At 68.1% G+C, this 25331-nt stretch carries 20 protein-coding genes and 1 pseudogene; 17 read left to right on the top strand and 4 right to left on the bottom strand.

The genetic code is table 11. The annotated features are described in order from the left end of the window. Window positions 1-148 precede the first annotated feature (148 nt). From QFZ27_RS33810 to QFZ27_RS33755, 12 genes are all read left to right on the top strand, one after another. On the top strand, window positions 149-1939 hold the full coding sequence (locus tag QFZ27_RS33810; protein ID WP_429230851.1) for an ABC transporter substrate-binding protein: 1791 nt from the start codon (window positions 149-151) through the stop codon (window positions 1937-1939). A 259-nt stretch (window positions 1940-2198) separates the two neighbouring features. Next, window positions 2199-3197 carry an ABC transporter permease gene (locus QFZ27_RS33805; RefSeq protein WP_429230850.1) on the top strand — a complete coding sequence of 333 codons (999 nt, stop codon included), beginning with the start codon at window positions 2199-2201 and terminating at the stop codon, window positions 3195-3197. A gap of 12 nt (window positions 3198-3209) precedes the next feature. Then, entirely contained in the window at window positions 3210-4118 is a 909-nt protein-coding gene (locus tag QFZ27_RS33800; RefSeq protein ID WP_429230849.1) for an ABC transporter permease, read from the top strand. A 47-nt stretch (window positions 4119-4165) separates the two neighbouring features. Then, on the top strand, window positions 4166-5152 hold the full coding sequence (locus QFZ27_RS33795; RefSeq protein WP_429230848.1) for an ABC transporter ATP-binding protein: 987 nt from the start codon (window positions 4166-4168) through the stop codon (window positions 5150-5152). Between the two features lies 1 nt (window position 5153). Next, on the top strand, window positions 5154-6158 hold the full coding sequence (locus tag QFZ27_RS33790; protein WP_429230847.1) for an ABC transporter ATP-binding protein: 1005 nt from the start codon (window positions 5154-5156) through the stop codon (window positions 6156-6158). Window positions 6159-6210: 52 nt separating this feature from the next. Then, window positions 6211-7173: a mannonate dehydratase gene (locus QFZ27_RS33785; RefSeq protein WP_429230846.1), complete on the top strand. Its 963-nt coding sequence runs from the start codon at window positions 6211-6213 to the stop codon at window positions 7171-7173. Window positions 7174-7187: 14 nt separating this feature from the next. Further along, window positions 7188-8033: an NAD-dependent epimerase/dehydratase family protein gene (locus QFZ27_RS33780; protein ID WP_429230845.1), complete on the top strand. Its 846-nt coding sequence runs from the start codon at window positions 7188-7190 to the stop codon at window positions 8031-8033. A 9-nt stretch (window positions 8034-8042) separates the two neighbouring features. Further along, window positions 8043-9251 (top strand): D-mannonate dehydratase ManD, encoded by a 1209-nt coding sequence (gene manD / locus QFZ27_RS33775; RefSeq protein WP_429230844.1) that lies wholly within the window; start codon window positions 8043-8045, stop codon window positions 9249-9251. 5 nt (window positions 9252-9256) lie between these two features. Then, a complete protein-coding gene (locus QFZ27_RS33770) occupies window positions 9257-10408 on the top strand; it encodes a mandelate racemase/muconate lactonizing enzyme family protein (protein WP_429230843.1) in 1152 nt (383 codons plus the stop codon). A gap of 144 nt (window positions 10409-10552) precedes the next feature. Beyond that, window positions 10553-12526, top strand: coding sequence for a hypothetical protein (locus QFZ27_RS33765; RefSeq protein WP_429230842.1), 1974 nt, complete (start codon window positions 10553-10555; stop codon window positions 12524-12526). Between the two features lie 42 nt (window positions 12527-12568). Next, a complete protein-coding gene (locus QFZ27_RS33760; protein WP_429230841.1) occupies window positions 12569-13294 on the top strand; it encodes a LolA-like protein in 726 nt (241 codons plus the stop codon). 23 nt (window positions 13295-13317) lie between these two features. Continuing rightward, window positions 13318-15306, top strand: coding sequence for a vWA domain-containing protein (locus QFZ27_RS33755; protein WP_429230840.1), 1989 nt, complete (start codon window positions 13318-13320; stop codon window positions 15304-15306). A gap of 41 nt (window positions 15307-15347) precedes the next feature. Here the strand turns inward: QFZ27_RS33755 and QFZ27_RS33750 are convergent, their stop codons facing one another. From QFZ27_RS33750 to QFZ27_RS33740, 3 genes are read right to left on the bottom strand one after another with little or no spacing between them, the layout of a single operon-like run. After that, complete coding sequence (locus QFZ27_RS33750) at window positions 15348-16964, bottom strand: serine hydrolase domain-containing protein (RefSeq protein WP_429230839.1); 1617 nt, start codon at window positions 16962-16964, stop codon at window positions 15348-15350. Window positions 16965-16986: 22 nt separating this feature from the next. Then, window positions 16987-18450 carry a M81 family metallopeptidase gene (locus tag QFZ27_RS33745; RefSeq protein ID WP_429230838.1) on the bottom strand — a complete coding sequence of 488 codons (1464 nt, stop codon included), beginning with the start codon at window positions 18448-18450 and terminating at the stop codon, window positions 16987-16989. Then, window positions 18447-19589, bottom strand: a complete 1143-nt coding sequence (locus QFZ27_RS33740) for an NAD(P)/FAD-dependent oxidoreductase (protein WP_429230837.1) — start codon at window positions 19587-19589, stop codon at window positions 18447-18449. Before QFZ27_RS33740 ends, QFZ27_RS33745 begins: the two co-directional genes overlap by 4 nt. Before the next feature lie 142 nt (window positions 19590-19731). Between QFZ27_RS33740 and QFZ27_RS33735 the strand changes: the two genes are divergently transcribed. Beyond that, window positions 19732-20343 (top strand): helix-turn-helix domain-containing protein, encoded by a 612-nt coding sequence (locus tag QFZ27_RS33735; RefSeq protein ID WP_429230836.1) that lies wholly within the window; start codon window positions 19732-19734, stop codon window positions 20341-20343. On the opposite strand, the gene QFZ27_RS33730 is transcribed toward QFZ27_RS33735, so the two are convergent. Continuing rightward, window positions 20333-21205 carry a M55 family metallopeptidase gene (locus QFZ27_RS33730; RefSeq protein WP_429230835.1) on the bottom strand — a complete coding sequence of 291 codons (873 nt, stop codon included), beginning with the start codon at window positions 21203-21205 and terminating at the stop codon, window positions 20333-20335. The two genes, QFZ27_RS33735 and QFZ27_RS33730, sit on opposite strands and share 11 nt — an antisense overlap. A gap of 108 nt (window positions 21206-21313) precedes the next feature. On the opposite strand from QFZ27_RS33730, the pseudogene QFZ27_RS33725 reads away from it, so the two are divergent. From QFZ27_RS33725 to QFZ27_RS33710, 4 genes and pseudogenes are all read left to right on the top strand, one after another. Then, a pseudogene (locus tag QFZ27_RS33725) lies at window positions 21314-21454 on the top strand (ABC transporter ATP-binding protein); the annotation flags it as partial. A gap of 166 nt (window positions 21455-21620) precedes the next feature. Beyond that, window positions 21621-22229, top strand: a complete 609-nt coding sequence (locus QFZ27_RS33720) for an ABC transporter ATP-binding protein (protein WP_429230834.1) — start codon at window positions 21621-21623, stop codon at window positions 22227-22229. Then, window positions 22226-23152, top strand: a complete 927-nt coding sequence (locus QFZ27_RS33715) for an ABC transporter ATP-binding protein (RefSeq protein WP_429230833.1) — start codon at window positions 22226-22228, stop codon at window positions 23150-23152. Before QFZ27_RS33720 ends, QFZ27_RS33715 begins: the two co-directional genes overlap by 4 nt. A gap of 175 nt (window positions 23153-23327) precedes the next feature. After that, window positions 23328-25259 (top strand): ABC transporter substrate-binding protein, encoded by a 1932-nt coding sequence (locus QFZ27_RS33710; RefSeq protein ID WP_429230832.1) that lies wholly within the window; start codon window positions 23328-23330, stop codon window positions 25257-25259. Window positions 25260-25331: the final 72 nt, after the last annotated feature.

The following is a 25331-nucleotide window of genomic DNA, read 5'->3' as shown; positions in this document are numbered from 1 at the left end:
TTTACTCGATCGATGACTTTCGGTCGGGCTGTGATGTCTTTTGACTTTGTGAGGGTGGGGAAGCGCATCGTCGCACCGCAACGGCGCCCAAGAGGTGCAAACAGCGACATTTGCACCATTCGACAATCACAGGGAGGAGATCTGTCTTATGGTCAGTCTGAAACGCCTCGCCGGCGTCGTGCTCGCCGCGGCGGCGATGATCGCGCCGGCCGCGGTCTTCGCGCAGAGCGCCGGCCTGCCGGCCGCGCAGGAAATCACGCCCAAGGGCGCGCTGCCGAACGTTCCCCGCAACCAGACGCTCATTCTCGGCTGGGGCGTCGCCGGCGGCACCTCGATCGGCACCACCAACCCCTGGGTGCTGCCGGGCTATACGCATCAGGAAGGCAACAACCTGCTGTTCGAGCCGCTGATGTATTTCGCCATCTTCAAGGGCGAGTTCGTGCCGTGGCTGGCCGACAGCATGGAGTACACGCCGGACTTCAAGTCGCTCGAGATCAAGCTCAACAAGGACGCCAAGTGGAGCGACGGCAAGCCGGTCACGTCCAAGGACGTGGTCTACACCTTCGAAGGGCAGATGAAGTATGAGACGCTGCCCTACCACGCGCATTTCGAGCAGTTCGTCGACAGCGTCAGCGCCAAGGACGACCTGACCGTCGAGGTCAAGTTCAAGCAGCCGGCGCCGCGCTTCAAGTTCGAGGTGCTGACCGAGAAGTTCGACACCGGCCTGCCGATCGTGCCGGCGGAATGGGAATCGGCCCAGCCGAACCCGACCGCGGCCGTCGGCCTCGACGCCATCCCGCATTCCGGCCCCTACGACGTCGTCGCCTGGAACGCCAACCAGAAGATCATGGACCTGCGCCCCGACTGGTGGGCGGTGAAGGCAGGGCGGATGGCCGAGCCGGCGGTCAAGCGCGTCGTCATCGTCAACGTGCTGAACCAGCCGATCGACACGGTGGCCCAGCGTCTGGTGAACAACGAGTTCGATTCCTCGGTCGACATGCGCGCCCAGGTGATCGGCAACATCGTCGAGCAGAACAAGGACATCCAGTCCTGGACCGGCGCGGAATCGCCCTTTGGCTATCTCGATTGGTGGCCGAACTCGCTGTGGATGAACACCCAGCTCGAGCCCTACAACGACGTGCGGGTGCGCAGGGCGATCAGCCTGGCGATCGACCGCGACCGCATCGACGAGGTGCTCTACGATGGCGCCAAGATCGCGACCATCTATCCGTTCCCGCTGTACCCGAACCTGCAGAAATTCGCCGACTCCGAGGCCGTGAAGGCCGAGCAGGCGAAGTACGAGCCCGGCAAGTTCGACGTCGCGGAGAGCGAGAAGCTGATGACCGAGGCCGGCTTCGCCAAGAACGGCGACGGCCTGTGGGAGAAGGACGGCAAGACCTTCGACGCCACCATCCAGGCCTTCGAGACCATCCATGGCGACATCGCACCGGTCCTCGCCGAGATGCTGCGCCAGGCGGGCTTCGACGCCAATGTCAACTTCGGCACCGATGCCTTCCAGAACATGGTGGACGGCAAGGCCGGCCTCTATCTCTTCGGCCACGGCGCCAGCCTGTACGATCCGTTCGAGGCCATGAACCTCTTCCATGGCAAGTACAGCAACACGATCGGCTCGGCGGCCGGCAACAACCGCTTCTCGCGCTACAAGAACCCGGAGTTCGACAAGATCCTCGACGAGATCTCGCCGCTCGACTCCAACGATCCGAAGTTCCAGGAGGGCGCGGCCAAGGCGCTCGGCATCTACTGGCGCGACGTGATCGACGTGCCGGTCATCCAGTGGCTGCACCGGATCCCGTACAACAACCACTACTGGAAGGGCTGGCCCAGCGCCACGAACCTCGCCGGCGGCACCAACGGCGCGTTCTGGGCCCATACCGGCCTGCTGGTGATCGCAGCGCTGCAGCCGACGGGCGCGCCGTAATGGCTGGAGCCCCCTCCTTTCTTGTCCCCCCTCCCCTTGCGGGAGGGGGGCAGGGGGAGGGGTCTGCGCGCGTCCGCGCGCGAATGCGCAGAGACCAGGTCCCGGGGTCAGAGCCGGATCGCCAGAATTCAGGCCGATCTCAATGGCGAGAGCCCCCTCCCCCTAACCCCCTCCCGCGAGGGGAGGGGGGACTCGTTCTTCCTCTGGTCGACCGATCGGATCCGAACCCATCCGGCTCCAAGACAGCAGGATCGTCGCAGTGACCCTCAAACTCGTCATCAAACGCCTTCTGTTCCTCGTCCTGGTGGTCTGGGCCGCTTCGACCATCGTCTTCTTCATTCCGCGCATCTCGAGCCGCAACGCGCTGCGCGAACGCTTCGGCGAGCTGGCCCGCACCGGCGGCTTCTCGCCGGCCGATCTGGAGAAGATCATCGCCTCGATGCAGCAGCAATTCGGGCTCGACCAGCCGCTGTACCACCAGTACTGGACCTATCTCGGCAACATCCTGCGGATGGATTTCGGCTATTCGCTGTACCGCTATCCGTCGACCGTGGCCGACCTGCTGGCGCAATCGCTGCCCTGGACCATCGGCCTGCTGCTGGTGACGACGATCCTCAGCTTCGTCATCGGCAACCTGCTGGGCGCCGTCGCCGCCTGGCCGCGGGCGCCGCATTGGCTCCGGGCCTTCGCCACGCCCTTCATCCTGCTGACCGGCGTGCCGCCCGTGATCATGGGCATCCTGCTGCTGTTCTTCATCGGCTTCCGGTTGAAATGGCTGCCGCTCGGCGGCGCCTACTCGGTCGGGGTGGTGCCGACCTTCTCCCTCGACTTCATCCTCGACCTGCTGCGGCACCAGGTGCTGCCGGCACTGGCCCTGATCTTCGGCTCGGTCGGCGGCTGGGTGCTGTCGATGCGCGGCATGGGCGTCACCATCCAGGGCGAGGACTATGTGAACTTCGCCGAGCACAAGGGCCTGACCGGCGGCCGGATCTTCCGCGACTATTATCTCCGCAACGCGATGCTGCCGCAGGTGACCGGGCTGGCCCTGGCGCTCGGCACCGTCGTCACCTCAGCCATCATCGTCGAGGGGCTGTTCGGCCTGCCGGGCATCGGCAGCATGCTCAATCTCGCCATCCGCGCCAACGATTTCCCGACCATCTACGGCATCGTGCTGTTCATCACCATCGCCGTGGCGGTGCTGATGACGGTGGTCGAGTTCCTGTACCCGCTGCTCGATCCCCGCGTCCGGCATTCGTGAGGAGCGAGAGACATGTCGATCGCCGCGCTCTCGCCGCCCGCCGAAACCAGGTTTGAACGCCCCGGCAGCCTGGTCCTGGTGCTGCGCTATCTGCGCCGCAACAAAGGGCTCGCCTTGGGCGTCCTGATCCTGCTCGGCCTCGTGGCCTTCACCGTCATCGGGCTGCTGACGATCAACCCGAAGGACGCCGACCCGCTGTCGGTGGCGGCGAAGAAGCCGCCGAGCCTGAAATACCCCTTCGGCACCGATTTCTTCGGCCGCGACCTGTTCTCGGCCATGGTGGTGGGCATGTGGCAGACGGCCTTCATCGGCTTCGTCGCCGGCGGCCTCGGCACGCTGATCGGCGTCGTGCTCGGCTTCATCGCCGCCTATTTCGGCCGCTGGATCGATGCGATCATCCGTACGGTCTGCCAGATCCTGACGCCGATCCCGGTGCTGCTGATCCAGGTCGTGATCGCCGGCTCGCTCGACAAGCGCGACGTCACCATCCTGACCATGGCGCTGATCGTGGTGCTGCTGGCCTGGATGGGGCCGACCCTGGTCATCCGCGCCCAGGTGCTGACGATGAAGGAACGGCAGTTCGTCGCCGTGGCCAAGCTGTCAGGCGTCAGCGATCTCGGCATCATCTTCAAGGAGATCCTGCCCTGCCTGCTGCCCTTCATCGCGGCCGCGTTCGTGGCGCAGGTGTTCTCGGCCGTGTTCGCGGCCTTCTACCTCGCCGTGCTCGGGCTCGGGCCGCTGCGCGAGCCGCTGCTCGGCAACATCATCTGGGCGGCGCAGTCGCAGGGCGCCTTCTTCAACGGCTGGTGGTGGTGGCCGATCATCCCGTCGGTCGCGATGATCCTGATCCTCGGCTCACTCGCCCTGATCAATATGGGTCTGGACGAGCTGGCCAACCCCCGCGTGCGCAGGTCGGAGTGACGGCGATGGATGTGACGCTCGCGCCGCCCCGGGACAGGGCAGGGACCATGAACCGACCAGTCGCGGCAATCCAGCCGGTCCTCGATGTCCGCAACCTCGAGGTGACCTACTACACCGATTCCGGCCGCGCCAAGGCGCTCGACGATGTCAGCTTCACGCTGAATGCCGGCGAGAAGCTCGGCATGGTCGGCGAATCCGGCTCGGGCAAGAGCACGCTGGCGCTGGCGATGATGCGGATGATCAAGCCGCCGGGCCGGATCGAGGGCGGCGCGGTGATCATCGGCGGCGCCGACCTGATGGCGCTGGACGCCGAGGGCATGCGCCAGGCCCGCCTGTCCCGCATCGCCTATATCCCGCAGGGCGCGATGAACTCGCTCAACCCGGTGATGCGGATCGGCGCCCAGATGGTCGACGCGGTGAAGTCGCATCTGGCGGGCGAATCCCGCGGGGCCATCGAGGCGCGCTGCAAGCGGGCGCTGCAATCGGTCGATCTCGATGTCGGTGTCTACCGCATGTATGCCCATGAGCTGTCGGGCGGCATGAAGCAGCGCGTCTGCATCGCCATCGGCATCCTGCTCGACCCCCACGTCATCATCGCCGACGAGCCGACCAGCGCGCTCGACGTCGTCACCCAGCGCCAGGTGATGGAGACCATCGACAACGTTCAGAAGGCGATCAACGCCGCGGTGATCCTGATCGGCCACGACATGGGGCTGATGGCGCAGTTCGTCGACAAGGTCGCGGTGATGTATGCCGGCCGGCTGGTCGAGGTCAGCACGGTCCGCGAGATGTTCACGGACCCGAAGCATCCCTATTCCCAGGCGCTGATCGACAGCCTGCCGAGCCTCGAGAACAAGGGCGTCTTCCGCGGCATCCCCGGCCTGGCGCCGTCGCTGCTGCGGCTTCCGGGCGGCTGTGCCTTCCATCCGCGCTGCGCCAGGGCCATGGCGGTCTGCAGCACGGCCCGGCCCGAACAGCGCATCCTGGCCGGCGGCCGCGGCGTGACCTGCCACCTCTATGATGGGGACGCCTGAGATGGCCGATCTGCTGCGGCTCGAACACGTCTCGAAGACCTATACCCGCGGGCTGGTCAACGCGCAGACGACGGTGGCGCTGCGCGACATCTCGCTGACGCTGAAGGAGGACGAGCCGACGATCCTGACCGTGGCCGGGGAGAGCGGCAGCGGCAAGACCACGCTCGCCATGCTGCTGCTCGGCTTCATCGCGCCGTCGACGGGCCGGATCATCTATCGCGGCAAGGATGTCTCGACCCTCCGCGGCAAGGAGAAGATGGCCTATCGCCGCGAGGTGCAGGCAGTATTCCAGGACCCCTTCGCCGTGTTCAACCCGTTCTATACGGTCGACCATCTGCTCACCGTGCCGATCCGGAAGTTCCGCCTGGCGACGTCGAAGGCGGACGCTCGCCGCAAGATGGAGGACGCGCTGACCGCCGTCGGGCTCCGGCCGGAGGACATCCTCGGCCGTTTCCCGCACCAGCTGTCTGGCGGCCAGCGCCAGCGCATCAATGTCGCCCGCGCCCTGCTGCTGAATCCGCGGCTGCTGATCGCGGACGAGCCGGTGTCGATGGTCGACGCGTCGCTGCGCGCCACGATCCTGGAGACGCTGCGCAACCTGCAACGCGACCACGGCGTCTCGATCATCTACGTCACCCACGACCTGACGACCGCGTATCATATCGCCAAGTCGATCATCGTGCTGTATCGCGGCGCGGTGATGGAAGCGGGGGATGTCGACCAGGTGATCAAGGACCCGCAGCATCCCTACACCCAACTGCTGGTGGATTCGATCCCCTGGCCCGATCTCGACCGGCGCTGGGGTGCCCAGCCGATCAAGGCGCGCGAGGCCGGTGTCGGCACCGGCGGATGCCGCTTCCGGCCCCGCTGCCCGAGGGCGATGGAGGCCTGCGGCGCGGAGCCGCCACTGTTCCGGATCGGCGATCGCCAGACTGCCTCATGCTTCCTCTACGATCGCCAGCCGCAGGTCGCGCAGGAGCGCCTGTCGGAGCTGCTGCCCGCCTGACTTCGCCGAACGTCCCCTTTCACTGCCCAGCCTCTCCGGGATCCTCACGACCATGCTCGAAATCGCCGAATTCATCAGTCCCACGCCGACGCCCGTCTGGAAGCTGGCGAAGCAGGCCGGGGTGGATCTCGCCGTCGGCGGCCTGCCGCCCGACGACCTGCTGCAGGGCGAGGCGCCCTGGGATTTCGGGCCGCTGCAGCGCCTGAAGCAGCGCTACGAGGCGGCCGGCTTCACCCTGAAGGTGATCGAATCCCGCCCGCCGCTGAACAAGGCCAAGCGCGGCCTGCCGGGGCGTGACGAGGAGATCGCGACGGTCTGCACGCTGCTGCGGAACATGGGCCGGCTCGGCATCCCAGTCTGGTGCTACGAGTGGATGACCGATTTCAACTGGGTGCGCACCAACCTGGCGACGCCGTCGCGCGGCGGGTCGGTGGTCACCAGCTTCGACATCGCCGACGTCCCGGAGGATCTCACGAACAATCCGCCGATCGGCGAGGACGAGCTCTGGGTCAATCTCGACTATTTCCTCAAAAAGGTCCTGCCGGTCGCCGAGCAGGCCGGGGTGAAGATCTCAATGCACCCGGACGACCCGCCGCTGTCGCCGATCCGCGGCGTCGGCCGGATCATGCGCAGCATCGACAACTACCGCCGTCTCGTCGAGATCGTGCCGAGCCCGATGAACACGATCACGCTGTGTCAGGGCAACTTCACGCTGATGACCGACGACCTGCCCGGCGCCATCCGCGGCTTCGGCAAGGCGATCTCCTTCGTCCATTTCCGCGATGTGCAGGGCACGCCGGAGGCGTTCCGGGAGACCTGGCACGATGCCGGCAAGACTGACATGCTGGCCTGCATGCGCGCCTATCGTGACATCGGCTTCGACGGCGTGCTGCGCCCCGACCATGTGCCGACGGTGGAGGGCGACAGCAACGAGCAGGCCGGCTACTCCGCCTTCGGGCGGCTCTACGCCATCGGCTACATCCGCGGGCTGCACCAGTCGGTCTACGGCGCGTGAGCGGGGAGGGGACGATGGACACCGCAGAGACTATCAAGACCATAGCGCTGACCGGCGGCAGCGGCCGGATCGGCCGCGCCATCGCCGCGGCGGCCCTGCAGGCCGGCCACCGCGTCGTCAGCATCGACCGCGCCGCGCCGGCCGAGGCGCAGGAGAACATCCGCTTCGTCCAGGCCGATATCGGCGACTACGACGCGCTGGTCGACGCCTTCCGCGGCTGCGACGCCCTGATCCACATGGCGGCCATCCCGTCGCCGGGCAACCATCCCGACCATATCGTCCACAACAACAACGTCACCGGCAGCTACAACGCCCTGCGCGCCGCGATCGAGGTCGGCGTCACCCGGATCGTCCAGGCCTCCAGCGTCAATGCGATCGGCCTGTCCTTCAGCCGCGAGGCGCATTTCGACTACCTGCCGCTCGACGAGGCGCATCCGAACTACACCGAGGAGCCGTACTCGCTGTCGAAATGGATCTGCGAGCAGCAGGCCGACACCTTCGCCCGCCGCTACAGCGACCTCCGCATCGCCAGCATGCGCTTCCACCTGGTGGTGGACGAGCGCGCCCAGGCCGGGGCCGTCTACGGCTTCGCCACCAAGGAGGCGTCGAAGCATCTCTGGGCCTACACGCTCTACGAGGCGGCGTCGCGGGCCTGCCTGCTGGCGCTCGATGCGCCGTTCCAGGGCCATGAGGTGTTCTACATCACCGCGCCGGACACGGTGATGGATATCCCCAGCCTGGAGCTTGTCGCCCGCTTCTTCCCGGACGTGCCGATCCGCGGCGACCTCAGCGGCAACCGCAGCTTCTTCTCGACGGCCAAGGCCGAGCGGCTGCTCGGCTGGCGCCACGACCCCGACTGAGGTGCTTTCATGAAGATCAAGGACGTCAAAGTCATCGTCTGCTCGCCCGGGCGGAACTTCGTCACCGTCAAGATCGTCACCGACGAAGGCCTGTACGGCGTTGGCGACGGCACGGTGAACGGGCGCGAGCTCGCGGTGGTCAGCTATCTGCAGGACCATGTCGCGCCGCTGCTGATCGGCCGCGATCCGGCGCAGATCGAGGACATCTGGCAGTATCTCTACCGCGGCGCCTATTGGCGGCGCGGGCCGATCACCATGGCGGCGATCTCGGCTGTCGACATGGCGCTGTGGGACATCAAGGCCAAGACGGCGAATATGCCGCTGTACCAGCTGCTCGGCGGCGCCTCGCGGCAGAAGGTGATGATCTATTCGCACGCCCAGGGCATGAGCATCGAGGAGACCGTCGACGCTGTTGGCCGGAAGCGCGACGAAGGCCATGTCGCGATCCGCGCCCAGGTCGGCATCCCCGGCCTGCCCGCGATCTACGGCACCGGCAAGGGGTCGAAGCAGGGCACCGGCCTGGCCGAGGCGCTGCCGCATGAGGAGGTGTGGTCGACCGCGAAATACATGGGCCACATCCCGAAGCTGTTCGCCCGGCTGCGGGACGTCTACGGCGACGATTTGCATCTGCTGCACGACACGCATCACCGCCTGACGCCGATCGAGGCGGCCCGGCTGGGCAAGGATCTGGAGCCGTTCCGGCTGTTCTGGCTGGAGGACCCGGTCCCGGCCGAGCTGCAGGAGGGCTACCGCCTGATCCGCCAGCACACGACGACGCCGATCGCGCTGGGCGAGGTCTTCAACACCATCTGGGACGCGCGGCTGCTGATGGAGGAGCAGCTGATCGACTACATCCGCGCGACCTCGGTCCATGCCGGCGGCGTGACTGGGCTGCGGCGGATCTTCGATTTCGCCTCGGTCTACCACATCCGCACCGCCTGCCACGGGCCGATGGACGTGTCGCCGGTGGCGATGGGCGCCAACGTGCATATCGATCTCTGGGTGCCGAATTTCGGCATCCAGGAATTCTCCGGCTACACCCCGCTGATGCACGAGGTCTTCCCGCATTCCTGGAGGCAGGAGGGCGGCTACCTCCACCCCGGCGAGGCGTCGGGCCACGGCGTCGACATCGACGAGGATCTCGCGGCGAAACACCCCTATCAGCGCTCCTACCTGCCGGTGAACCGGCTGGAGGACGGCACCCTCTGGCACTGGTGACCGACATGAAGATCTCCGCCATCCGCGCCTATCCGGTCTGGGTCGGTACGCGCAACCAGCTGATCGTCAAGGTCGAGACCGACGAAGGCCTGTCCGGATGGGGCGAAAGCGGCCTCTCCGGCCGGGAAAAGGCGGTGGTCGGCGCCATCGAGCACTACCGCGAATTCCTGATCGGCCGCGATCCGTTCCGGATCGGCGCGCTGTGGCAGGAGATGTATCGCAGCCAGTATTTCGAGGGCGGCCGCGTCCTGCAGGCGGCGATCTCGGCGATCGACATCGCGCTGTATGACATCCTCGGCAAGGCGCTCGGCGTGCCGGTCTACCAGCTGCTCGGCGGCAAGCAGCGTGACCGGATCCCGACCTTCGCCACCACCTCCGCCCCGCCGGGCGAGGAGATGATCGAGCAGGCGCGGGCGCTGATCGCCGCCGGCTGGACCGCGATGCGCCTGTCGCCCTCCGGTCACCAGGGCGGCGAGATCTACGAGCCGCGCGAGCACATCGCCACGACGGCGAAATGGTGCGTCAGGGCGCGCGAGGCGCTGGGCGACGATGTCGTGCTCGGCATCGACCTGCATCACCGCCTGTCGGTGGCGGAGGCGGCGAGCTTCTGCCAGAAGATGCCCTCCGGCACGCTCGATTTCCTGGAGGAGCCGATCCGCGACGAGACGCCGGAGGCCTATGAGGCGCTGCGGCGGATGGTCGACGTGCCCTTCGCGATCGGTGAGGAATTCGCCTCCAAATGGCAGTTCCTGCCCTACATCGAACGCAACATCCACCAGTTCAACCGGATCGACGTCTGCAATGTCGGCGGGCTGACCGAGGCGATGAAGGTCGCCGGCTGGAGCGAGGCGCATTACGTCGACATGATGCCGCACAACCCGCTCGGGCCGATCTGCACCGCGGCGACGGTGCATTTCGCCGCCGCGGTGCCGAACTTCTCCTGGCTCGAGACCCGGACCTCGGCGGCCGAGCAGCTCGGCTTCGACAATGCCGATCTGTTCCCCGTGCAGCCACGGATCGAGAACGCCCATTATCCGGTGACGGACGCGCCCGGCCTCGGCGTCGAGGTGAATGAGGAATTGGTCAAGCAGCAGAGCTTCAAGTTCTGGGAAGCGCCGCATCTGAGGCGCAACGACGGGTCGGTGACGAATTGGTAGACCCGCTCGACGGACCCGCCTTCGACGTCGTAGATCCGCGCTTCGCCGCTCATGAAGTGAACACAATTATGCTAAATATTAACGGCTCGGCCCCGCCCGGGATCCAGCTCCGCGGCGCGTCGGTGCGTTGGGATGGAGGGAAGGGTGATCAGCCGTCCTTGCCTGCTGCGTGCGCTGGCGCTGTCGATGGCCAGCCTGGTGATCGGGCTCGCCCATGCCGGTCCGGCAGGCGCGGCCGGCCCGCCGGGCCAGCCCGGCATCTTCGTCGAAGCCGTCATCGAAGGCCTGACGGGCGAGGTGACGGGCCTGCCCGAGCTCGACGAGCTGACCACCGTTCCCGGCTATCCGGTGATCTTGCGCGGGGTGGCGCCGCCCGCCCTCTACGGCAAACCGCTGCAGATCACGGTCACGCCGCCGCAGAAGGCGGAGCCGCCGGACGGGACCGAGGCGCCGCAGGAGATCCCCGACAATGACTGTCCGGCCAATGTCATCTTCGTCGGTCCGATGGAGGCCTTGCCGCCGACGGTGATCGACGTCGTCGCCGATATCGACGGCAGCTTCGAGACCGAGTTCACGCCGAAGACGATCGGCACCCATGAGGTCGAGGTCCGCGACCCCGAAGGGGGGCAGACCGGCGACACCAGCTTCGACGTCTCGGATCTCAGCGACTTGGTCGATGAGCCCGACTGCGCCAAGAAGGACGCGACCGACAAGCACGGGATCGAGGCCGAGGCGGAGCAGTTGACCGAAACGACGGGGGCGATCATCGACGCGCTCGCCGGCAAGCTCGACGACCTTCCCGCCAGCCCGGCGAAGGACGAGGCGAAGGCGAAGCTGACCGAACTTCAGAATGCCATGAGGGCCTTGCGGGCTCAGGGTGCATCGCCGGAATGGGTGAACGGCGTGGGCCATCTGGTGACGCTGCAATCCGTCGCGTCGGAGATGCGGGTGGCGACCATGGGTCTGTCGGCGCGCCTGAAGGGCTGGCACGCCGTTGCGAAGCGCGCGAATGCCCGCGCTTCCACGGTGCTTGCCGAGGTGACGCGTGGGAATCTGCTGTGCGACCAGCTCGATGTCGCCATCAACGGCCTCAAGGCGGTCGACTTCTTTCTCGGCCTGCTGACCAAGCCCATCGCCTATTTCGCCGATTGGGCGGTAGAGAACGTGCCGACGAAGCTGGTCGGCATGATCCCGGCGGTCAAGCGCACCAAGGCTGGCACCGAGGCGGTCGAGACCTCGTGGAAGGGCATCACCACCTTCGCGCCGATGCGCGAGGATGCGGCCAAGGGCCACTTCAAGACCGAGTTCACGGTCGGGCTCAACAAGATGGCCTATGCGCTGAGCGCCTTCATGGTCAGCCGCATGTTCGAGCGCTACTGCCAGACTTTCCAGGGGCCGGTCACCGGCAAGATGACCGCGGAGTTCCGCCAGTACGGCAACGTCTACTGGAACTATACGGTCGAGATCAAAGGCGAGATCATCCTGCGCTATCCGAAGGGGGCGAAGGGCGATGCGATCGCGCTGACCGGCGAGATCGTGGGCAATGCGATGTCGTTCCGGTCCTGGGACAACGCCATTCCCGTGCTGTTCCCGGAGCTGGCGCAGGGCACCGTGCTGAAGATGGCGCGCCAGGATCCGATGGGCCTCGGCGACATCAAGGTGCTGAACGAGACGCGGCTGAAGGACAAGAAGATCCTGGGGCAGGACATCCCCAACTTCAACCCGCTGACCACGATCATCGACCAGGGCGGCATCACGGTGCGGGCGGGCTTCACGCCGAACTTCTTCCGCGTGCCGGTCCGAGGCGATCTCAGGGGCGACACGTTGCGGCTCGAGGTGCAGCCGGCGGCGGTCGATTTCGACGATGCGCGTACCAAGGTGCTGGTCCTCATGCTGCCGGTGCTGTCCATGCGGATCACCCTGCAGGACTACGCCCTGCCGTTCAAAGGCGCCCAGTTCATGATGTTGCGCGCGATGAACGACGGGCCGGCGGAGTTCGCCGTCCAGCGCTCCGGCACCACCATGACGATCATGCGGCAGTTCGAGCGCCGCAAGCAGAGCGACGATACGACGGGCGTCTACAATCTTTCGATCAAGGCCTGCAACCCGTCCTGCTGAGGGACGCCGTTCCGGTCATCCGGATGTTCTTGGGGGTTCGCGATGCGGATACCGGTTCTCCTGGCAGCCTTGGCGGTCCTGCTGGCCGCGCCCGCCGCCCGGGCCGAGACGGACGCCGGCCAGCTGTGGCAGCGGGTCGTCGCCGCCTATGATGCCCTCGGCACCTATTCCGACAGCGGGGAAATCGTCACCGAGTACGGCTCCGACACCGCGGTGCAGATTCGCGAGAAGCATCGCTTCAAGACCGCGCTCAAGCGGCCGCGGCAGTTCTATTTCGAGTTCGACGAGGATCCCGATGCGGGCGCCGACCGTTTCGTCATCTGGTGCGAGGGGGCGGAGTTCAACACTTGGTGGCTGACGACCAAGGTCCATGACGTCTACCCCCAGGGCAAGGGCATCGACGCCTTCGCAGTGGCCTCGCTGCCGACCAAAGGCACCGCAGTCCTGGTCCCAGGCCTGCTGTTCGGATCGGCCGGGCTGCAGGGCCCGCTGCACAGCCTCGAGGATCTGCGGCTCGACGGCACCGAGCGGATCGGCGGCCGCGACCACATCAAGCTCAGCGGCATCGTCCGCGAGAAATACGGCACCAGCTACGTCTCGAGCGAATATCCCGCCACCTTGTGGATCGACAGCGAAAGCCTTCTGATCCGCCGGATCCTCCAGGACACGACGCTGGGCGGCGGCGGCATCAACCGCAGCACGACGACCCTCGATCCCGTCGCCGATCCGGTGGTCGACGATGCGGCGTTCCGGTTCTCGCCGCCGTGAGCGGCGCCTTCGGGAGCCGGGCGATGGCGTGGCGAAGCCTCCTGCTGCTCGCATCGCTCCTGCCCTTCGCCGCCGCGCGGGCGGAGGTGCCGCGGCCGACTGTCATCGTCGTCGATGCTTCCGGCAGCATGAGCGCCGCGATCGGTGGCGTCCCGCGGCTCGACGCGGCGCGCGGCGTGCTGGGCGAGATGCTGGCGCACTGGCCCGCGGCCGCGCCGGTCGGCCTCGTCGCCTATGGCCATCGCCGCAGCAGCGACTGCGGCGACATCGAGGTGCTGTCGCCGATAAGCCCGCCCGACACGGCGGCGCTGGGGCGGCGGCTCGCGACGCTGCGCGCCCGCGGCAAGACTCCGCTCGCCGCCTCGCTGCAGCAGGCCGCCGGCATGCTGCAGGCCGCGGGCGGCGGCGGCACCATCATCCTGGTGACCGACGGGATCGAGACCTGTCACCCCGACCCCTGCGGCGTGGCCGCCGCCCTGCGGGCCGCCGATGCGGCCCTGTCGATCCGCGTCATCGGCTTCGCCGTCGAGGCGAAGGACGAGCAGCAGCTGTCCTGCATCGCCTCGGCCGGCGGCGGCGACTATCGCACCGCGGCCGATGCCGACAGCCTGCTCGCCACGCTGGACACCGCCGCGCGCGCGGCGACCGCCCCCGCGCCGGAACCGGAGCCCGCGCCGGTCCGGGTCGAGCCGGCGCCGGCGGAAGCGCCGCCGCCCGTCCCGGTGCCGGAGCCGGTGAAGACCGCGCGGGTCGGCATCGTCGCCATCGTCCCGGGGGAAGGTCCCATCTCCGACCTGGCGCTCGACTGGCGCGTCGCCGGCGGTGAAGGGCCCGAACCCTTCCGCTACGAAGGCCGGACCAGCCTGGTCGAGCTGACGGTGCCGGCGGGCCGCTATGCCATCGACGCCGCGATCGGCAATGTCCAAGCGCATCGCGATGTCGAGCTGTCCGGCGAGGCGGCCCGGATCGAGGTGCCGCTGGCGGCCGGACGCCTCAAGGCGCAGGCGGTGCCGTACCAGGGCGCCGAGCCGATCGGCGAGGGGCTGCGCTGGACGCTGACGCCGCTGGACGGCCAGGCGGCGGTCGAGATGCCGGCAGTGGCCAAGCCGGCGCTGCTGCTGGCGGCCGGGCGCTACCGCCTCGCGGTCGAGCATCAGGGGCGGCGGTCGGATCAGGAGGTGACGGTGGCCGCCGGCCATCCGCTGGATCTCGCTGTCAGCCTGCGGCTGGGCGAGTTGAAGCTGTCGGCCGCGCTGACGGAGGATGGCGAGCCGCTGACCGACTGGCGCGGCCTGGCTTGGCGCGCCCTGGCGCCGGACGGAACCGCCGCGGCCGAGGCCATGCAGGAGGCGGCGCCGCTGTTCACTCTGCCGTCCGGCCGCTACCGCGTCGAGCTTGCCGTCGCCGGCACCACCGTCCTTCGCGATGTCGAGGTGGAGGAAGGCGCGCAGCGGGAGGCGCGCATCGTGGTTCCGACCGGCAGCCGCATCCTTGCCGCCGCCCTCGGCCCCGGTGCCGATCCCTTCACCGACTGGCGCGATACGAGCTGGACCGTCACGGCGGTGGATGCGATCGGCATCGCCCCCGGAACGGCGCTGATGCAGGACCAGCCTGTCGCCAACCCGACCGTGCCGCTGCTGCCCGGCCGTTGGCACGTCGCGGTGAAGAGCGGGTTGGCGACAGCCGAGCGGGATCTCCTGGTCGCGCCGGATACCGAAGAGACGGTACGGCTCGACCTGCTGGCCGGTCGCCTCGGCGTATCGGCGCGGCCGGAAGAGGGGGCGCCGCCGCCGGTGAACATCGTCTTCGAGTTCTATCCCGTCGCCGCCGACGGCAGCCTCGGGCCCGCAGCCTTCTCGGGCGGCAGCAGCGAGTCCGTGGAGACCATCCTGCCGGTGGGCCGCTGGCATGTCTCGGCGGTCGCCGAGGACAACCGGCGCGCCGAAGCGACGGTCGACCTCGCTGCCGGGACCGAGAAGCTGCTCGAGATGACCTTGACCGACGGACAGTAGCGGGTCGCCGATCTGGATGCTGTCGGCCTACGCCGGGGACGTCAAGCCGCGCGGGCCAGCAGCAGATGCTTGGTGCGGTCGTTGTTCAGCACGATGCCGTCGGCCATGAGGCGGACCGTGAACTCCCAGCCGCCCGCCTCGATCGCCGGGGGCGGGGTATCGGCGAGAACCCTGCGCGGCAGTGCCAGATGCAGGTCCGGGGCGCGAGCCTCCAGCGCCGTCTCCCACACGCCATGGGGCGTGCACAGGCGCAGCACGGTCTCGCCCGCCTGCTTGCCGATCTCGGCCTCGAAGCCGGTGGCGGCGTCGGCGTAGCGGCCGGCCAGGCCGGCGGCTGCCGGCAGGGCGGTGTCGGACAGGCGGCGGAAGCGCCGCGGGTGGCCGAACCAGCTTGTGTCCATGTCGCCGTCGTCGCGCGGCGTGAACTCCAACGGCACGATGCCCCGCTCCGGCACGAAGGTGCCGTCGCCGACCTGCTCGATCGGTATGCCGCCATTCCCGTTGCTGATGAAGACGGGCTGGCCGTCCTTGACGGCCACGCCGAACACATCGTCGCCGCCCTCGGCCCGGTACAGGCCGACAGCCCGCTTCAGCCGCTCTGTGGCCGCTTGCGTCCGCGGCGGGCCAACCTCATCGCCCTGAACCACGTCCAGGATCCGGCGGGCCAGGGAGAACGGGCCCATGTCGTCGGTGTTGCCGAGGATGACGATGCCGATCCCGGCCTCCGGGAAGCGCACCGATTCCGAGCGGCCGCCGGCGACGCCGCCGCCATGGCCGATGCTGGCCAGGCCGCGGTAGCGGCAGGTGACAAGGCCCAGGCCGTAGGGCGACGGGATGCCGTCGATCACCGCGCCGGGCGCCGACATCCGGGCGATCATCTCCGGCGAGCCGACCTTCGGCGCGTCGAGATTGGCGAGCCAGACCTTCATGTCCTCGATCGTCGAGACCATGCCGCCTTCGCCGCCCAGCACCGTGCCCCATTGCGCCTTGTGCCAGCCATCCGGGCCGCGGGTGTGGTGGTCCGCCAGCCGCGGCAGGATCTGCGAATCCCGGGGCATCAGCCGGGTGTCGCGCATGCCCAGCGGCCCGGTGATGCGCTCCTCCAGCAGCTGGTTGAACGTCTTGCCCGAGACCTGCTCGATGATCTCCGACAGCAGGAAGAAGCCGGTGTTGCAGTAGATCAGGTCGGTGCCGGGCCGGAAGTTCACGCCGCCATGCCCGCCGATGATCCGGCGCGCCCAGGCGCGGGTCGACGGCGCCGCGATCGGCAGCCCGCCCAGGATCATGATCTCCAGGAAATCGCGCAGGCCTCCGACATTGGCGGCCAGGTGGCGCAGCGTCACCGACTCCGGATATTCCGGCAGCCAGGGCAGGTGGCGGCGGACGTCGTCCTCCATCGACAGCCTGCCCTCGGCCTCCAGCATCAGCGCCAGCAGCACGGTGAACTGCTTGGTCTGCGACCCGATGCGGATGACGGTGCGCTCGTCGATCGGCACGCCATGGGCAATGTCGGCCATGCCGTAGCAGCCGCGATGGATCTCGCGCCCGTGCCGGGTGACGCTGACCGCGGCGCCGGGCGAATTCGGCTGGGCCCAGCGCGCGAACAGCGCGTCGATCCGGGCGCCGAGGTCCGGGGGCAGGGGGCTGTCTTGGGTCATGGCGTCCTCCCGGAAGTCGGTGTCAGGCGAAGGGATTCTCGACGCGCGGCCAGAACGGCAGGCGGCGCTTGGTGTAGGGGATATCACCGAAGCTGGGCGGGATCGCCCCCGGCGTGGTGACGTAGCGGATCTCGGCCGCGATCGGGGCGAAGCCGGCGTGGAAATGCTGGGTCGACTTCACCACCACGATCGCCTTGCGGGCCGGGTCGATGCCGAAGGCGGTGAAGGCGTCGGGCGCGAAGGTCTGGCTGCGCAGGGTCACCAGCACCAGGTCGACCTCGTTGGCGGCCTGGACCCAGACGCCGCGGCCCAGCGGCGCCCAGTCCTCGCTCAGCCCGGTCTGGCGCAGCTCCGGCAACACGCGCTTGATCGTGACCCGCAGGTCGACCGGGTCGCCCGAGGCCGGGCCGCATTTGCCGCCGATGCGCAGGTCGAAGACGGCACCCTCGCCGGCCTCCTCGCACAGCGCCACCGCCTGCGGGTCCCAGTAGCAGCCGCTGACCACGTTGCCGATGCCGCGGTCGACGATCCGGCGCAGGATGAAGGTGCTGTCGCCGGGCGCGCCGCCGCCGGCATTGTCGGCCACATCGGCCAGCACCACCGGGCCGCGCGGCGCCGCCAGGGCACGGTCCAGCGCCTCGTCCACCGTGTCGTGCGGCGTCGCCGTGGCGTGGCGCAGGTCCCAGATCTCCCGGCTCAGATCCTCGGCCACCCGGCGGGCCCGGTCGCGGTCGCCATCGGCCACCACCAGCATCCGGGCACCGACATCCTCGACATCGCCCCAGGGAAAGCCGTGGCCGAAGGTGACCGACAGGATGCCGTCGCGGCCCTCCAGCGCCTGCATGCGGGCGACGAAGCCGCGCATCGGCTCGATCGGCGTGCGCCACATGCCGATCATGCGGCAGTCGTGCAGCGCCATCACCGGCCGGATCTCGCCGCGCTGGGCGCGCAGGCACAGCTCGTACAGCTCGACCGCCCGCGGCTCCATGTCGGTGTGCGGGTATTCCTTGAAGCCGACGATCGCGGTGCAGGCCTCCACCATCCGGTCGGTCAGGTGGCAATGCAGGTCCAGCTCCATGCCGACCGGCACGCCGGGGCCGACGATGGCGCGCACCTGCTCAGCCGTGTCGCCCTCGCAATCGTCATAGCCGTCGGCCACCATCGCGCCGTGCATCAGCAGCAGTACGACGTCCACCGGACCGGCCTGCCGCAGATCCGCGAGGATGTCGTCACGCAGGCTCTCGTACAGCGACCGGATGGTGCGCCCGGCCGGTTGAGCGATGGCGGTGACGCTCTCGACCACCTCGTGGCCGTCGCGTTCGGCCAGCCGGCGCCAGGTCTTCTGGCAGATCGTCTCGGCGACCGTGTCGTCCAGGCTGGCGTCGCGCCGCCGGTAGGTCTCCGGCGCATAGAAGCTGGCGGCGCCGGTCGGCAGCGGCGAATAGGTGTTGGTCTCGGTGACCAGGGCGGCGATGAAGATCTTCACGGATGCGGCTCCATAGGACCGGCGCGGAACCGGCCGGGGGCAACGGCGGCGGCAGTGACGCCCAGCCGGGCGAGGTCCTCGGGCACCGGGTCGCCGCGCAGCAGCGCCGCCCCCAGCCGGGCCATGGCCGGCGCGGTCTGGAAACCATAGCCGCCCTGGCCGGCGCACCAGAAGAAGCCCGGCGCCTCCGGGTCGAAGCCCAGCACCGGGGTCTTGTCGGCGACGAAGCTGCGCAGCCCGGCCCAGCGATGGGTCAGCCGCCGGATCTGCAGCGTGGTCGCGCGCTCGATCCGGTCGACCGCGATGGCGACATCGATCTCCTCCGGCTGGGCGTCACAGGGCGGGCTTGGCGTCTCGTCGGCGGGGGAGCCCAGCAGCTTGCCGGCGTCCGGCTTGATGTAGAAGGTCTCGTCCAGGTCGACCACCATCGGCCAGCCGTCGACGGCATGGCCCGGCGCGTCGAACAGGAAGGCGGTGCGCCGCTTCGGCACCAGCCCGACCGGCGCGACCCCGGCCAGGGCGGCGATCGCATCGGCCCATGACCCGGCGGCATTGACCACGATGCCGGCCTCGACCGCACCGGCTGTGGTCTCGACGCGCCAGCCGCCGCCGGGCAGCGGCGCCAGCGCCGTGACCTCGGCGCCGGTGCGGACCTCGCCGCCGCGCCGCCGCAGGCCGCGCAGCGACCCCTGCAGCAGGCCGTTGGTGTCGAGGTCCAGCGCCTCCGGCTCGAACACCGCGCCGCCGACGCGGTGCAGCACCGGGAACCGGGACACGGTATCGGCGGCGCCGAGCTCGCGCACGCTCGGAACCAGGGCCGCCAGCGCCTCTGCCCGGCTGCGGATCGCCCGCTCCTGGCCCGGTCGGCCGACATGCATGGCGCCGCGCGAGCGGGTCAGGACAAAGCCGGCGAAATCCTCCGGCGGGGCCTGCAGGAATTCGCGGCTGCCGGTCGACAGGGCGCGCACCACGGCATTGCCATAGGTCTCGGAGAACAGGGCGGCGGAGCGGCCGCTGGAGTGGTAGCCGGCCTGGCTCTCGCGCTCGAGCAGCAGCACCCGGCAGCCGTCCGCGACGGCCCGGGCCAGCGACGCGCCGGCGATGCCTCCCCCGATCACGGCGATGTCGACGACATCCATCCGGCAGCTCCTCATTTGGCCGAAGATTGTGAGGCGATAGCGTTTATGTCAAATAGTTTATCGTATCGGAAAATTCGTGGTTCTTGCGATAAGGCAGGCACTCGACATAGGGTGATCGACCAACCACCGGCCGGGTCCGCGCATGTCCTCCAATCAGCCCAAGCTCGGGGAATGCCTGAAGGCGCTGCGGCGTCGGCATGGCTGGACGCTGCAGGACGTCAACCGGCGGACCGGGGTCGCAGTCTCGACCCTGTCGAAGGTCGAGAACGACCAGATGTCGCTGACCTACGACAAGCTGCTGCAGATCAGCGAAGGGCTTGGCATCAACCTGGCCGAGCTGCTGGCGCCGCCGGCGGGATCGGGGGCGGCCCTGGCCCGGCGGTCGATCAGCCAGCCGGGCGAGGGGCTGCTGCAGATCACCCAGAACTACGACTACCTGTATCTCTGCACCGAGCTGCAGCGGAAGCGGATGGTGCCGGAGATCGGCCGGGTGAAGACCCGCGACATCGCCGAGTTCGGCCCGCTGATCCGCCATTCGGGGGAGGAGTTCATCTACGTCCTCGACGGGGCGATCGAGGTGCACACCGACCACTACTCGCCCGTGCGGCTGGAAAAGGGCGGCAGCATCTACATCGACAGCACCATGGGTCATGCCTACATCTCGGTGGGCGAAGGCGACGCCACGGTGCTGGCGGTCTGCTCCAGCCCCGACCCCGACCTGGAGGGCACGCTGCGCTCGCTGTTCACGATCTGAGCCGTGCCCGGCCACAAGGCCGGGCACGCTGGGCTGAATCGTTGCCGTGGCGCTTCAGCCGAGCAGGAACATCAGGAATTTCGACATGTCGATGGCATCCTCCGCCTCGTAGCGGATGGTGTAGGTGTCGACCTGGGTGATGAAGCGCAGATAGGCCAGGTGCTCGACCTTCAGGCGGTCGCGGAAGCGGACCTCGAGTGCGAGGGGGCCCTTCAGCCGGAACGGCTTGGCCTCGCCGATGCGGGCGATCGACCGCTTCACCCCCGGCCCGGACCGCCGCATGGGCCGCCGCCGGCATCAAGGTGCGGGCGGAGCGCGTGCCGTACGCCCATTTTACCGTCGTCGTCTCGATGTCGCCGAGGATGTCGCGGATCTCGGCGGTCGCCACGTCGTCGCCCGAGGCGTAGATCACCGGCACGCCGTAATGGCCTGCGATGGCGGCGTTCAGCCCGGCCTCGTTCAGCACCTGGCCGTTGACCCGCACCTCCTGGAAGGAGCCGCCGCTCAGCGTGTGCGCCAGCACGCCGGAGGGGTTGCTGCCGCCGGCGTGATAGCCGATCAGCAGCGCGCCCGCGAACTCTCCGACTTCGATGCCCTGCATCATGGTCAAGGGCCGCGGCCAGCTGCGCACCAGTTGCACGCTCTCCGGCAGCTTGTCGATCTTCAGGCTCTCGCCGTTGCCGTGGGAATCGCTGATCACGATCCCCGTCGCCCCGGCTTCCTGCGCGGCCTCGCAGGCGGCGACCACCGTGTCGGTCATCCAGTCGCGAGCGCGGTCGTACTCGAAGCCCTCGGGGCTCGTATGGTCGCGGGTGACGACGCCGACGATGCCTTCGATGTCGGCGGAGATGTAGAGACGCATTGCTTCCTCCCGGCTTGTCCGTCGATGCCTTGTGCGTGAGACACTTGTTGCATACGGCATTTTTTAGCGTATAGGAAATATCTTCTTGCCAAGCATCGGAGCCCGCCCGTGAATGTCGATTGCGTGCTTGAGGTCGAGAATCTCCAGGTGTCGTTCTTGCTGGGCGGGGGCGAGACCCTGCGCGCCGTCAAGGGCATCTCGTTCCACATCAAGCGGGGCGAGACGCTGGCGCTGGTCGGTGAATCGGGCAGCGGCAAGTCGGTCACCGCGATGACGATCATGCGGCTGGCCGAATATGACGGCGCCAAGCTGGTCGGCGGGTCGGTCCGCATGCGCCTGGCGGGGGGAGAGGTGGCCGACTTGGCCCGGCTGCCGCAGAAGCGGATGAAGGACGTTCGCGGATTCCGACATCTCGATGGTGTTCCAGGACCCGATGGCCAGCCTGAACCCGGTGTTCAGCATCGGCTTCCAGATCGTCGAGGCGATCATGCGGCATCAGAAGAAGAGCGCGGCGGAAGCCCGCGCGATCGCGTTGAACGCGCTGAAGCTGGTGCGGGTGCCGGAGGCGGAGAAGCGGCTGGACCAGTATCCGCACCACCTGTCCGGCGGCATGCGGCAGCGGGTGATGATCGCCATGGCGCTGTGCTGCCGCCCGTCACTGATGATCCTGGACGAGCCGACCACGGCGCTGGACGTCACCATCCAGGCCCAGATCCTGGACCTGGTGCGGGCGCTGCAGCGCGAGATCGGCATGTCGGTGCTGTTCATCACCCACGACATGGGCGTGGTGGCCGAGATGGCGGACCGCATCTGCGTCATGCTGAGGGGGGAGATCGTGGAAACCGGGACGGTCTACGAGGTGTTCGAGACGCCGCTGAACGCCTACACCCGCGCGCTGCTGGCCGCAGTGCCGCGCCTGGGCAGCATGGCCGACAAGGATGAGCCGGAGCGGTTCCCGCTGGTCGAGACCAGCGATGCCGTCGAGACGTCTGGCGCCGTCGGCGTCGAGGCGGTGTCGGCATGACGCGCGACCCGCTTCTGGAGGTCGAGAACCTGACCACCCGCTTCGACCTGCGCTCCGGCATCTTCGGCAAGGTGACCGGCCGGGTCCATGCGGTCGAGAACGTGTCGTTCGAGATCTTTCCGGGTGAGACGCTGGCCCTGGTCGGGGAAAGCGGCTGCGGCAAGTCCACCATCGGCCGCAGCATCCTGCAGCTGGACCGGCCGGTCTCCGGCTCGATCCGGTTCGAGGGCCGCGAGACGCTGGGGCAGCCGGCGCGCGAGATTCAGGCGCTGCGCCGCCGGGTGCAGATGGTGTTCCAGGACCCCTTCAGTTCGCTGAACCCGCGCATGACCGTGGGGCAGGCGATCGCCGACCCGATGCTGGTCCACGGTGGCCTGTCGCGTGCCGAGGTCCGGGATCGCGTTGCCGAGCTGCTGCAGCGGGTGGGACTGACGCCCGAGCATGGTCGGCGCCACCCGCACGCCTTCTCCGGCGGCCAGCGCCAGCGCATCTGCATCGCCCGCGCGTTGAGCACCCGGCCGAAGCTGGTGATCGCGGACGAGGCGGTCGCATCGCTCGACGTCACCATCCAGGCCCAGGTCATCAACCTGCTGATGGACCTGCAGGCGGAGACCGGGATCTCCGTCCTGTTCATCTCGCACGACATGGCAGTGGTGGAGCGGATGGCCCATCGCGTGGCGGTGATGTATCTCGGCCAGATCGTCGAGATCGGCAGCCGGCGCGAGGTCTTCGGCAACCCCCGGCACAGCTACACCCGCAAGCTCTTGTCCTCCGTCCCGGTCGCCAATCCGCGGGAACGGCCGGAGAATCGCCTGCTGCTGGCGGACGAGATCCCGAGCGCCGTACGGCCGCCTGACTTCGAGCCGGTGTTCCTGCCGATGCAGCAAGTGTCCGACCGGCATTTCGTGCGCGCGGAAGCCTGAGGTCACCCATGACCTGGGGTTATATTCCAATGCGCTAAAGGTTTTCCGAAAGACGGAAAATTGGGTGTATTCGGTATGGTTTAATCGTCAGGCGTAAGACACACTGCCGGACAGATCGCCGTTCCCAGGCGACTTCATAAAGGGCGAAATGCCCGTCAAAACAGGAGGCTTCTCGATGAAGAGTTGGATCGGCCCCAGCCTAGGCATCGCCTTGCTGGCCCTGTCCGGCGCGGCGCAGGCCGAGCTGAAGAACCCCGGCACCCTGGTCTATCTCTGGACCAGCGACATCCGCACGCTGGACCCGGCCTATATGGCCGACACCCCCAACACCTTTGTGTCGATCAACACCCATATGCGGCTCTTGAACTACAAGGGCAGCGAGATCTCCGAGTTCGTGCCGGCCCTGTCGACCGAGGTGCCGTCGCTGGAGAACGGGCTGATCAAGCCGGGCGAGAACGGGTCGATCAGCTACACCTTCCCGATCCGCAAAGGCGTCCACACCCACAAGGTCGGGATCAAGGGGGCGGATGGCGCCATCGCCTGGAAGCTGTATGACGAGCTGACCGACCAGGAGAAGGCGGCGATCGTCCCCGGCTATGGCGAGCTGACGGCCCAGGACGTCAAGTATTCGCTGATGCGCGCCATCCTGCAGGGCGACAGCTGGATGGCCAATGCGGTGACCGAGATGATCACCGCCGGCAAATACGCGAACATCGAGGCCTGGGCCATGGACCTGGCCGGGGTGAAGACCTTCGCCGAGGTCGATGCCGCCGGCCTGGTCAAGGTGCACGATGCGCTGTCGGACAAGATCAAGGTCGATGGCGACCGCGTGACGATCGTGCTGGACGCGCCGTTCCCGGCCACGCTGGGCATCATGGCGCTGCCCTTCGCCACCTCGATCCTCGATGAGGAATGGACCCGCGACCAGGGCGACTGGGACGGCACGGCCGGCACCTGGAAGGCGTTCCACAAGCCCGAGCTGGGCACGGACAAGCTGTTCGAGGTCGAGAACGGCAGCGGCCCGTTCATGGTCGAGGACTGGGACCGGTCCCAGAAGAAGATCACCATGAAGCGGTTCAACGGCTACTGGCAGGGCCCGGCCCAGCTGGAGCGCGTCGTGCTGCGCTCGGTGCCGGAATGGACCACGCGGCTGCTGCAGCTCGAGGCCGGCGACGCCGACGTGGTCGAACAGGCCCCGGTGGAGTTCCTGGAGGATCTGGCGTCAAAGCCCGGCATCAAGGTGACCGAGGGCCTGCCCAAGGTGTTCGGCCGGTCGATCTTCTACGTCTGGCCGGTCAGCGCGGTGGACAACCCGGCGATTGGCAGCGGCAAGCTGGACGGCAAGGGCATCCCGCCCGACTTCTTCAGCGACATCGATGTGCGCAAGGGCTTCAACTACGCCCAGGACTACCAGCTGCTGCTGGACGACGTGCTGCTGGGCAAGACGGTGCAGCTGCGCGGCCCCACCGTGCGCGGCATCATGGGCTACCGGCCGGACAGCCCGGTCTACATCTTCGACCCGGAGAAGGCGGCGGAGCATTTCAAGAAGGCCTGGGGCGGCCAGGTCTGGGAGAACGGCTTCGAGCTGACCGCCTATATGAGCGAGGGCAACACCGCCTATCAATCGGCGCTGTCGGTGCTGCAGCAGAACCTGGCCCGGATCAACCCGAAGTTCCGGCTGAAGGTCCAGCAGCTGCAGGCCGCCACCTTCGCCGACAAGGTCTATGGCGGGGCCGAGCCCAGCGCGCCGATGGCGATCATGGGCTGGGGCCCCGACTATTCCGATCCGGGCGGGCCGCTGGGCGCCGCGACCTACTACCTGTCCAGCACCGGCCTGGTCGGCGGCATGGTCGGCGAGGGCTATCGCCAGCTGATGCGCGACAAGTTCGATCCGCTGCTGAAGCAGGCCTGGACCACGGTCGACCCGGTGGAGCGCGAGAAGCTCTACGCCAAGCTGCAGGACATGAGCCACGACTACGCCACCACCCAGTTCCTGTGGGAGGAGTTCGGCTACATCGTCACCCGCGACTGGGTCGACGGCTATGTCCACAACATGATCGAGTACGGTGCCTGGGACTTCTATCCCATCTCGAAGGAGGAGAAGTAGCCCAGGTCCCGGGGCAGGGGGCGCCGGCAGGGCCGGCCGCGCCCCCTTTCATCCTGGTCTCGGCTCGACTCC

The organism is Inquilinus ginsengisoli, assembly GCF_050434925.1.
In the GTDB taxonomy this organism is placed as follows: domain Bacteria; phylum Pseudomonadota; class Alphaproteobacteria; order DSM-16000; family Inquilinaceae; genus Inquilinus; species Inquilinus ginsengisoli_B.
The sequence above is the reverse complement of the archived record's forward strand: the minus strand, read 5'-3'. Positions and strand labels throughout refer to the sequence as shown.